At 72.8% G+C, this 10,373-nt stretch carries 10 protein-coding genes; 5 read left to right on the plus strand and 5 right to left on the minus strand.

The genetic code is table 11. The features are described 5' to 3' along the window. The coding region (locus VFJ21_14765; protein ID HET7408382.1) for a GGDEF domain-containing protein at positions 1-527 on the plus strand (527 nt) is incomplete at its 5' end. Here VFJ21_14765 and VFJ21_14770 read toward each other — a convergent pair. Then, positions 511-2,607 carry a prolyl oligopeptidase family serine peptidase gene (locus VFJ21_14770; protein HET7408383.1) on the minus strand — a complete coding sequence of 699 codons (2,097 nt, stop codon included), beginning with the start codon at positions 2,605-2,607 and terminating at the stop codon, positions 511-513. The two genes, VFJ21_14765 and VFJ21_14770, sit on opposite strands and share 17 nt — an antisense overlap. Positions 2,608-2,728: 121 nt before the next feature. On the opposite strand from VFJ21_14770, the gene VFJ21_14775 reads away from it, so the two are divergent. Both VFJ21_14775 and VFJ21_14780 read left to right on the plus strand, forming a co-directional pair. Beyond that, a complete protein-coding gene (locus VFJ21_14775) occupies positions 2,729-4,552 on the plus strand; it encodes an acyl-CoA dehydrogenase (GenBank protein ID HET7408384.1) in 1,824 nt (607 codons plus the stop codon). Positions 4,553-4,678: 126 nt separating this feature from the next. Further along, the gene (locus VFJ21_14780) at positions 4,679-4,921 is read left to right on the plus strand and encodes a DUF6458 family protein (protein ID HET7408385.1); all 243 of its coding nucleotides are present in this window, start codon (positions 4,679-4,681) and stop codon (positions 4,919-4,921) included. Positions 4,922-4,968: 47 nt separating this feature from the next. Here the strand turns inward: VFJ21_14780 and VFJ21_14785 are convergent, their stop codons facing one another. The 4 genes from VFJ21_14785 to VFJ21_14800 all read right to left on the minus strand — a co-directional run bounded on the left by VFJ21_14785 (position 4,969) and on the right by VFJ21_14800 (position 9,232). Continuing rightward, positions 4,969-6,306, minus strand: a complete 1,338-nt coding sequence (locus VFJ21_14785; GenBank protein ID HET7408386.1) for a dihydrolipoamide acetyltransferase family protein — start codon at positions 6,304-6,306, stop codon at positions 4,969-4,971. Positions 6,307-6,337: 31 nt separating this feature from the next. Further along, a complete protein-coding gene (locus tag VFJ21_14790) occupies positions 6,338-7,315 on the minus strand; it encodes an alpha-ketoacid dehydrogenase subunit beta (GenBank protein ID HET7408387.1) in 978 nt (325 codons plus the stop codon). Continuing rightward, complete coding sequence (gene pdhA, locus VFJ21_14795) at positions 7,312-8,406, minus strand: pyruvate dehydrogenase (acetyl-transferring) E1 component subunit alpha (protein ID HET7408388.1); 1,095 nt, start codon at positions 8,404-8,406, stop codon at positions 7,312-7,314. Before pdhA ends, VFJ21_14790 begins: the two co-directional genes overlap by 4 nt. A gap of 157 nt (positions 8,407-8,563) precedes the next feature. After that, positions 8,564-9,232, minus strand: a complete 669-nt coding sequence (locus VFJ21_14800) for a hypothetical protein (GenBank protein HET7408389.1) — start codon at positions 9,230-9,232, stop codon at positions 8,564-8,566. Between the two features lie 121 nt (positions 9,233-9,353). Here VFJ21_14800 and VFJ21_14805 point away from each other — a divergent pair, with 121 nt between their 5' ends. Together VFJ21_14805 and VFJ21_14810 are read left to right on the plus strand one after the other, a co-directional pair. Beyond that, positions 9,354-9,821: an NfeD family protein gene (locus VFJ21_14805; GenBank protein ID HET7408390.1), complete on the plus strand. Its 468-nt coding sequence runs from the start codon at positions 9,354-9,356 to the stop codon at positions 9,819-9,821. After that, a partial coding sequence (locus tag VFJ21_14810; protein HET7408391.1) for a paraslipin occupies positions 9,809-10,373 on the plus strand: 565 nt, incomplete at its 3' end. The genes VFJ21_14805 and VFJ21_14810, both read left to right, overlap by 13 nt.

A 10,373-nucleotide genomic window follows, 5' to 3' on the forward strand; every position in this document is an offset into this window, starting at 1 on the left:
ACCAGGCCCTGCACGACGCGCTCACCGGCCTGGCCAACCGGGAGCGGCTGCAGCGCTTCCTGGACCGTTGCGCGGAGCGCAACGAGGAGATCGCGCTGTTCTACCTGGACCTCGACGAGTTCAAGCTCATCAACGACAGCCACGGTCACACCGTCGGCGACAGCCTGCTCCGCGCCGTGGCCCACCGGCTACGGGCCGCCGTACGCGCCGAGGACCTCGTCGCGCGGGTGGGAGGTGACGAGTTCGTGGTCGTGTGCACCGGCATGACGCAGGCGCAGGCGCAGGCGACCGCCGACCGCATCGTCACCGAGCTCGGCCGCCGCTTCGAGCGCGAGAACCTCGACCCGTCGGGAGCCAGCGTCGGCGTGGTCGTGGCCCGGGCCGGATCGGTGTCGAGCGCGGAGCTGCTGCGGCGCGCCGACGAGGCCATGTACGCCGCCAAGCGGGCCGGGCGCGGCCGCTGGCGGATGGCGCCGGCGGGCGAGGCGCCGTGGCGCGACGCCGCACTGGCTAGCCCGGAGGGCTGACGCCGAGCGCTCGATGCAGGAACTCCACCTGCAGCAGCAGGAGGTTCTCGGCCACCTCTTCCTGCGGCGTCATGTGCGTCACGCCCGACAGCGGCAGCACGGCGTGCGGACGACCCGCCTCGAGCAGCCGCGCCGAGAGCTGCAGGGTGTGCGCCACGACCACGTTGTCGTCGGCGAGTCCGTGCACGAGCAGCAGCGGCCGGCGCAGCGAATGCGCGCCGGTCAGCAGCGACGTCGCGTCGTACGCCGCGGGCTGCGCCGTCGGGTCGCCGAGGTAGCGCTCGGTGTAGTGGGTGTCGTAGAGCCGCCAGTCGGTCACCGGGGCGCCGGCGACCGCGGCGTGGAACACGTCGGGGCGACGCAGGACGGCGAGCGCTGCGAGATAACCGCCGTACGACCACCCGCGTATCCCCACCCGCGACAGGTCGAGGTCGGGCACCGCCTCCCCCGCCGCGAGGAGCCCGTCGACCTGATCCTCGAGGACCGGGGTGGCGAGGTCGCCGTGCACGGCCCGCTCCCACTGCGGCCCCCGGCCGGGGGTGCCGCGGCCGTCGACGACGAGCACCGCGAAACCTTGGTCGGCGAACCACTGCGCCTCCAGCCACATCGACCGCGCCGCCAGCACCCGCTGCGCGTGCGGTCCCCCGTAGGGCGCCATGAGGACCGGCAGCCGCTCGCCCCGCCGATGCTCGCGTGGCAGCACCAGGCCGGCCCGCAGCCGCCGGGGCCCGAGCGTCAACATCGTCACCCGCGGGGTGAGCACCGGCGTCTCGGCGTACGAGGTGAGAACCCGGGCCGGCCGGCCGGCCGCCTCGACCGTCAGGCGGCTGCCGTCGCGGTCGAGGGTCGCCGAGGTGATCACCGTGGTACCACCGGCGGCCGTGCCCCCGTGCACGCCCGGCACGTCGGTGAGCCGGCCGAGCCGCCCGTCGAACCACCGCCACAGGTGCACCTGCGTCGGGTCGTCTGCGGAGGCGGTGAACAGCACCGCGCCGTCGGCGACGCTGCGCACGTCGCGCACCTGCAGGTCGGGCGGCGACACCGGCTCACCGTCGATCGCCAGCCGGTAGGCGTCGCCGTCGGCGACGACAGTCACGAGCCGCCGGCCGTCGAGCCATCGCGGCACACCGCCGACGAGGTCGACCCACCGGTCGTCCACGAGCTCGTCGACGCGCGCGGTCGCTCCGGTGTCGGGGTCGAGCGCGAGGACCAGCAGCCGGCGCTGGTCGCGCGACTGGACCGCCAGCAGCGGCGGCCCGTCGTCGGTCCACGCGGCGACGGCCAGGTAGGGGTAGGTCGCGCGGTCCCACTCGACGTCGACGCGTGAGCCGTCGAGGCCGAGCACGGCAAGCGTCACGTCGGCGTTGGGGGTGCCGGCCGCGGGATAGCTGACCGCGACGGGTCGCCGATCCGGGTGGGCGGGATCGGCGATCCACCACCGCTGCACCGGGGCATGGTCGGCGCGGGCGGCCAGGAGCCGGCTCCCGTCCGGCGCCCACCAGTAACCGCGCAGCCGGCCCATCTCCTCCGCGGCCACGAACTCCGCGAGGCCCCAGGCGACCGGGTCGCCGCCCTCGGCCGCCATGAGCACCGGCTCCCCGCCCCCGGCCGGGACGGCGAACAACACACCGTCGCGGACGTAGGCGACGTGTCTGCCGGTCGGGTCCGGTCGCGGGTCCACGATGCCTCCGGCGCCGACCAGCTCGCGGGTCGCGCCAGTCGCCACATCCACGGTCCAGAGCCGGCCCGACAGGCTGAAGACGGCGAGTGAGGCCGCGCGATCGGCCGCGAACCCGACGATTCCCCCCGCGGTCTCCCGGGCGCGCTCGCGCCGGGCGCGCTCCTCCGCCGGCAGGTCCTCGTCACCCCCGGCGAGCAGCCGGGCCGGGTCCACCAGCAGCCGCTCGGCCCCCGCGGTCACGTCGTAGACCCACAGGCACGTCATCGGGTCGCTGCCGCCGGGCGAGCGCAGGAACAGCACCCGGGAGCCGTCGGCCGAGACGACCGGCGTGCGTGGCTGCCCCAGGGTGAAGCGGCGGGTCCGGGCGCTCTGGCGCGGAAACGAGTCGGCGGGCGGCACGCGTGCACGCTACGGGGAGCCGGGACCACTCGCTCCTACTCGCGGGTAACATTCAGTTGTTACCCGCCAGTAACCCGCCCGGCCGAGCACCCGCCGGCGCCTTGCGTCGAGGAGTCCCGTCATGGGTCACTACGTCAGCAACCTGCGCGACCTGGAGTTCAACCTCTTCGAGGTTCTCGGCCGGGAAGGGGTGCTCGGGCAGGCGCCGTTCGCCGACATCGACGCCGACACCGCCCGCAGCATCCTCGGCGAGGTCGCCCGGCTCGCCGCCGACGACCTCGCCGCGTCGTTCGTGGACGCCGACCGCCACCCGCCGACGTTCGACCCCGAGACCGGCAGCGTGACGCTGCCCGAGTCGTTCACCCGCTCCTACCAGGCGTTCGTCGACGGCGAGTGGGACCGGCTCGAGCTGCCGGAGGAGCTCGGCGGCTTCGGCGCTCCGCCGTCGCTGCGCTGGGCCGCGGCCGAGCTCGTGCTCGGCGCCAACCCGGCGATCTTCATGTACGCCGCGGGGGCCGGGTTCGCCGCGATCCTGCACCGGCTCGGCAACGACGACCAGAAGCGGCTGGCGCAGCTGATGGTCGAGCGCAAGTGGGGCTCGACCATGGTGCTGACCGAGCCCGACGCCGGCTCCGACGTGGGCGCCGGACGCACCAAGGCGGTCCAGCAGCCCGACGGCACCTGGCACATCGAGGGCGTGAAGCGCTTCATCACCAGCGGCGACTGGGACTGGCCGGAGAACATCGTCCACCTCGTGCTCGCCCGGCCGGAGGGCCACGGGCCGGGCACGAAGGGGCTGAGCCTGTTCGTCGTACCCAAGTTCCTCGTCGACTTCGAGACGGGCGAGCTCGGCGAGCGCAACGGCGCCTACGTCGCCAACGTCGAGAAGAAGATGGGGCTGAAGGTCTCGGCCACCTGCGAGCTGCGGTTCGGCGAGAAGCACCCGGCGGTCGGCTACCTGGTCGGCGACGTGCACGACGGCATCCGGCAGATGTTCGAGGTGATCGAGAGCGCCCGGATGATGGTCGGCACCAAGGCCATGGCGACGCTGTCGACGGGCTACCTCAACGCGCGGGAGTTCGCCCGCGAGCGCGAGCAGGGCGCCGACCTCACGCAGATGACGGACAAGGCCGCACCCCGGGTGCCGATCATCGCGCACCCGGACGTGCGCCGGATGCTCATGCTGCAGAAGTCCTACGCCGAAGGCCTGCGAGCGCTGGTCCTCTACACCGCGACCCAGCAGGATGCCGTCGAGATCGCGAAGCGGTCCGGTGGCGCCGACGAGGCCGCGGCGCGGCTGAACGACCTGCTGCTGCCCCTGGTCAAGGGCGTGGGGTCGGAGCGCGCCTACGAGATGCTCGCGCTGTCGCTGCAGACTCTCGGTGGCTCCGGCTTCCTGCAGGACTACCCGGTCGAGCAGTACATCCGCGACGCGAAGATCGACACCCTGTACGAAGGCACCACCGGCATCCAGGGCATGGACCTCTTCTTCCGCAAGATCGTGAAGGACGGCGGCCAGGCGTTGGCAGCCCTCGGCGCCTCGATTCGCGAGTTCGCCGGCTCCGACGCGGGCAACGGCCGGCTGAAGAACGAACGGGCGCTGCTCACGACGGCGCTGGCCGACGTGGAGGCCATGGTCACGACCATGGTCGGCTGGCTGACCGGAGCGGCCGAGCAACCGCGCGAGCTCTACCGCGTCGGGCAGAACACCACCCGGCTGCTCATGGCGCTCGGCGACCTCGTCATCGGCTGGCTGCTGCTGCGGCAGGCCGAGGTGGCTCTGCTGCGGCTGGCCGAGGGCGGGCGCGACCCGGCGTTCTACGAGGGCAAGGTAGCCGCCGCCCGGTTCTTCGCCGCCGTCCGGCTGCCCCTGCTGTCGGCGGAGCGGGCCGTCGTCGAGGCCACCGACCTCGAGCTGATGGAGCTCGATCCGGCCGGCTTCTGACGGTTCGTCCCGCCTCGTCGCAAGTTCGGCTACGTCACTCGTCCGGCGGGCGTGACTCTTCGCTGTCGCGGGTACACACCTCGCAGCCGGGCCGGCACCTCCGGCCCACTGCTGAGGAGGTAGGTCATGGGTATCGGCGTCAGCATCTTCCTGATCGCCGTCGGTGCCATCTTCACGTTCGCACTGCACGCGGATCTGGGCGCCATCGACATCTCGACCGTCGGCATCATCCTGATGGCGGTCGGCGCGTTCGGTCTGCTGCTGGCGCTGACGGCGTTCGGCCCGTGGCGGCGCACGACCGTCGTCGACGACCGCGTTTACGCACAGGACCCGATCGAGCACCACGAGCACGTGCACCGCACGATCTGACCCGGCACGACGTAGCGGCCGGCCCTTCGGGGCCGGCCGTCGTCGTGTCAGGACCAGGCGAGCAGCAGCGACGGGTCGCGCAGCATCGCGCCGACGTCGGCGAGGAAGCGTGAGCCGAGCTCCCCGTCGACGAGGCGGTGGTCGAACGACAGCGCCAGCTGGGTGACCTTGCGGACCGCGATCTCCCCCTCGTGCACCCACGGCATGTCGCGGACCGCGCCGAGGCAGAGGATCGCGGCCTCTCCGGGCGTGAGGATCGGCGTGCCGTTGTCGACGCCGAAGACCCCGACGTTGGTGATCGTGATCGTGCCGCGCTGCATGTCGGCCGGCGCGGTCTTGCCCTCACGAGCGGTACGGGCGAGGTCGGCCAGGGCCTGGGCCAGCTCGGCGAGCGACAACCGCTGCGCGGCCTTGACGTTGGGCACCAGCAGCCCGCGCGGGGTGGCGGCGGCGATGCCCAGGTTGACGTCGCCGTGGACGACGACCTCCTGCCGCTGCTCGTCCCAGGACGAGTTGATCAGCGGATGGCGGCGTACGCCGACGAGCAGCGCGCGGGCCGCCAGCAGCAGCGGGGAGGGTCGCAGCTCGGCGAACTCCGGCGCGCCGGCCAGGCGCTCGAGCAGCGCCATCGACTCGGTCACGTCGACGGTGAGGAACTCCGTGACGTGCGGCGCGGTGAACGCGCTCGCCGTGACCGCGGCCGCCATGGCCTTGCGGACGCCGCGGATCGGGATGCGTTCGTCACCCGCGGCGGGCACCGCGCGCAGCGGCGCCGCACCGCCCGCCGCGCTCTGCACGTCGTCGCGGGTGATGACCCCCTCAGGGCCGGTGCCGCTGACGGAACGCAGGTCGACGCCGAGGTCGCGCGCGAGCTTGCGCACGGGCGGCTTCGCCAGCACCGCGGCCTCGGCGGCGGTCGCCACCGCGGCGCCGGAGCCGCGTTCGGCCTGCTCGAGCCCGCGCCGCGGCGCGGGCGGCTCGGCGGCCACCACCGCAGCCGGGCGGGACCGGCGGCGGCGCCCGCTGCCCTCGCGGGGGCCGTAGCCGACCAGCACGCTCTGCCGCTCCTCACCGGCGACGGCCGACTCGCCCTCGGTGGCGCCCGCGGCGGGCACTGCGGCGTCCGGCGTCGTGGCAGCGTCGTCGACGTCGAAGGTGATGATCGGCCGGCCGACGTCGACGGTCGCGCCTTCGTCGTACAACAGCTCCGCGACGACGCCGGCGTAGGGCGAGGGCACCTCGACGGCCGCCTTGGCGGTCTCCACCTCGACGATCGGCTGGTTGAGCGTGACCGGGTCGCCGGGACTGACCAGCCAGCGCAGGATCTCGCCTTCGGTCAGGCCCTCGCCGAGATCGGGCAGCCGGAACTCCTGCCGCGTCACCACGGCCTCCCTTCACCTCGGGTCGGCAACCGCGTCATCCGTAGGCCAGCGCCCGGTCGACGGCGTCGAGCACCCGGTCGACGTCGGGCAGGTAGTCGTCCTCCAGCCGGCTCGGCGGATACGGCGTGTCGAAACCGCCGACCCTCAGCACCGGCGACTCCAGATGGAAGAACGCCTCCTCGGTGATGCGCGCGGCCAGCTCGGCGCCCATGCCGAGGAAGACCGGGGCTTCGTGGACGACGACGCAGCGGCCGGTGCGGCGGACCGACGCCAGAACCGTGGGCCAGTCGACCGGGGACAGCGACCGCAGATCGACGACCTCGAGGTCGTGGCCGTCCTCCACCGCGGCGGTCGCGGCGTCGAGACAGGTGCGCACCATCGGACCGTAGGCGAGCAGCGTGACGTCGGAACCCGGCCGCACGACTCGGGCTGCGTGCAGCGGCAGCGGTTCGGCCGCCTCGTCGAGCTCGCCCTTCTCCCAGTAGCGCCGCTTGGGCTCGAAGAAGACGACCGGGTCGTCGCAGGCGATCGCCTGCTGGACCATGAAGTAGGCGTCGGCCGGGTCGGCGCAGGCGACGACCTTGAGCCCGGCGGTGTGGGCGAAGTAGGCCTCCGGCGACTCGCTGTGGTGCTCGACCGCGCCGATGCCACCACCGAAGGGGATGCGGATCGTCACCGGCAGCCGCACGTTGCCGCCGGACCGGTAGTGCATCTTCGCCAGCTGGCTGACGATCTGGTTGAAGCTCGGGTAGACGAAGCCGTCGAACTGGATCTCGCAGACCGGCCGGAAGCCGCGCACGGCCAGGCCGATCGCGGTGCCGACGATGCCCGACTCGGCGAGCGGGGTGTCGATCACCCGGTCCTCGCCGAAGTCCTTCTGCAGCCCGTCGGTGACCCGGAAGACCCCGCCGAGCTTGCCGACGTCCTCGCCCATGACGAGCACCTTGGGGTCGCGCTCCATCGCCCGGCGCAGCCCGGCTCCGAGGGCCTTGGCGAGGGTGACGGTCGTCACGGCGCCACCTCCTCGAACGACGCGAGGTAGTCGGCGAAGCGCGCCCGCTCCTCGTCGACCAAGGGGCTGCCGTCGGCATAGACGTGGTCGAAGATCGCGAGCGGGTCCGGGTCGGGCATCCCGATGCAAGCCGCCCGCAGCCGCGCGGCCAGCGCGTCGGCCTCCTCGTCGACCTCGCGGAAGAAGTCGGCGCCGGCGATGCCGCGGCGCGACAGGTAGGCCTTCACCCGCTCGATCGGGTCCTTGAGCTTCCACGTCTCCAGCTCGGAGGCGAGCCGGTAGCGGGTCGGGTCGTCCGAGGTCGTGTGGGCGCCCATGCGATAGGTGAAGGCCTCGATCAACGTGGGTCCCTGACCGGTACGCGCGTCGTCGAGTGCTCTGGTCGTGACGGCGTGCACCGCGAGCACGTCGTTGCCGTCCACGCGTACACCGGGAAAACCGAAGCCCCTCGCCCGCTGGTAGAGGGGGATGCGCGACTGCTTCTCCAACGGCTCGGAGATGGCCCACTGGTTGTTCTGGCAGAAGAACACGACCGGGGCCTGGAAGACGCTCGCCCAGATGAACGACTCGTTGACGTCGCCCTGGCTGGTGGCGCCGTCGCCGAAGTAGGCGATGACCGCCTGGTCGTCACCGTCGCGCTGCAGGCCCATGGCGTAGCCGGTGGCGTGCAAGGTCTGGGAGCCGATGACGATCGTGTAGAGGTGGAACCCGTGGAAGGCCTGCGGGTCCCAGCCTCCGTTGGTGACACCGCGGAAGAGCGCCAGCAGCTTCAACGGGTCGACACCGCGGCAGTAGGCGACGCCGTGCTCGCGGTAGGTGGGGAAGCAGTAGTCGTTGTCGCGCAGGGCGCGGGCCGAACCGACCTGTGCCGCCTCCTGGCCGAGCAGGCTGGCCCAGATGCCGAGCTGCCCCTGGCGCTGCAGGGCGGTGGCCTCGACGTCGATGCGCCGGACCATGGCCAGGTCGCGGTAGACGGCGGGAATCTGGTCGTCGGGGATCAACGGCTCGTAGTCGGGATGCTCCACCCGCTCGCCCTCGGGGGTGAGCAGCTGGACGAGCTCCCGCACGGAAGCCTGCGGCCGAGTGGTCATACACGGCTCCTCGTCTCTCGACGTAGGCCGGTGCCGGGATCGCCGGCGGCCGACCGGTCCGTCACGAAGGCTCGTACCCGGGTGCGGTTCGCGCCTTCCCTATGAGCGCATCGTCGCAGATTTCCGGCCGGTTGAGCGGCCGTCCGGGCAGTCGGGGTCAGCGACCGGCGTGTCGAGCGGGATGGTGTGCCGGGTGGCCGTGCTGACCCTTGTGGTGGCCGTGGTCGCGTGTCGTCGCCTTCGGGTGCGCGCGCGGGTGTTGCGCGGCCGGCGACAGTGCGAGGGCAGGTTGCGCGCGGGCGGGCCGGATCTCGCGCCCCATCGCCGAGGAGACCGCGATCGGCGAGCGCACGGCGGCGGGTACGGCGACCGGGTTCAGCACCGGCGGCGGTCCGGAGGAGGGTGCAAGGGCGGCTGCCGGGAGCACCGTGGCCGCCGGGAGCGCCCGCGCGACCGTGGCGACCTGGCCGGCGGTGACGGTGCCACGGGCAACGGGCGGTGGTGCGATCGCCGAGGCGACCACCCCTGCCGATCGTGGGTGCGACGCCGGCGTGGCCGCCTGCACCGGGCGCGGGGCCGGCGGACGCGCGGGCCTGGCGCTCGGGATCACCAGCGGCTGGATCTGTTGCGGTGCAAGCGCGGTCGGGGGTGGGGCGGGCGCGGGGCGGCGGCCGCGATCCAGGGCGGACAGCCCGGAGTTGAGGATCGCGCCCACACCCGCGCTGGCGAGCAGGATCAGCGCGCCGACGGCGACGAGCACGCGCGTGGAGCCGTGCGCCGCGGCCCACCACCAGGGGCGCCATCGTGTCCGCTGCCGTGCCTCCACGGTCGGATTATGCCGATTTGACGCCACGTGAACACTCAAGCACCCACCGTGACGAAAGGAAAGACCCGGTGGGGTACCGGAACGTCACCCACTGGGGTGATCGCGCGCATACGCTCATGGCATGCCGGCGTGGGTCGCCTGGGTCGTCGTTGCCGCCATCTGCGGCGGTGCCGAGGTGGTCACTCTCGGCCTCGTGCTCGGCATGATCGCGATCGCGGCGGTGGCCGCCGCGCTGGTCGCGGCGGCGGGGGTCTCGGTCGTCTGGCAGATCATCACCTTCGGCGTCGCGACGCCCCTGCTGCTCACCGTCGTACGCCCCGTCGCTCGCCGCCACCTGCACGTGCCCGCCGAGACCCGCACCGGCGTGGCCGCGCTGGTCGGCCGGCAGGCGGTCGTCCTGCAGCAGGTCGACGGGCACGGCGGCCAGGTGCGGCTGGGCGGCGAGGTGTGGTCGGCGCGGTCGTACGACAGCAGCGCGGTGATCCCACCCGGTGCCACCGTCGACGTGCTGTCCATCGAGGGCGCCACCGCACTGGTGCACCCCATCGACCCCATCGACCTCACGACGGAGCTGTCATGGCCGCGTTGATCGGCGCCCTCGTGGGCGCCTTCGTCGTCGTCCTCATCGTCGCGCGGACCGTGCGGATCGTGCCGCAGGCCCGGGCCGGGATCATCGAGCGGCTGGGCCGCTACCAGCGCACGCTGAACCCGGGGCTCACGTTCGTCGTGCCGTTCGTCGACCGCGTGCTGCCGCTGATCGACCTGCGCGAGCAGGTGGTCACGTTCCCACCGCAGCCGGTGATCACCTCCGACAACGTCTCGGTCGGCGTCGACACCGTCCTGTACTTCACGATCACCGAGCCGAAGGACGCGACCTACGAGATCGCCAACCCGCTGCAGGCGATCGAGCAGCTGACCGTCACCACGCTGCGCAACATCATCGGCTCGCTCACACTGGAGGAGACGTTGACCTCGCGCGACCAGGTCAACGACAAGCTGCGCGTCGTGCTCGACGAGCGCACGGGCAAGTGGGGGATCCGCATCAACGGCGTCGAGATCAAGTCGATCGACCCGCCGTCGTCGATCCAGGAGGCGATGGAGAAGCAGATGCGGGCCGAGCGCGACCGGCGCGCGGCGATCC

Source organism: Mycobacteriales bacterium (genome assembly GCA_035690485.1).
Classification (GTDB): domain Bacteria; phylum Actinomycetota; class Actinomycetes; order JAFAQI01; family DASSKL01; genus DASSKL01.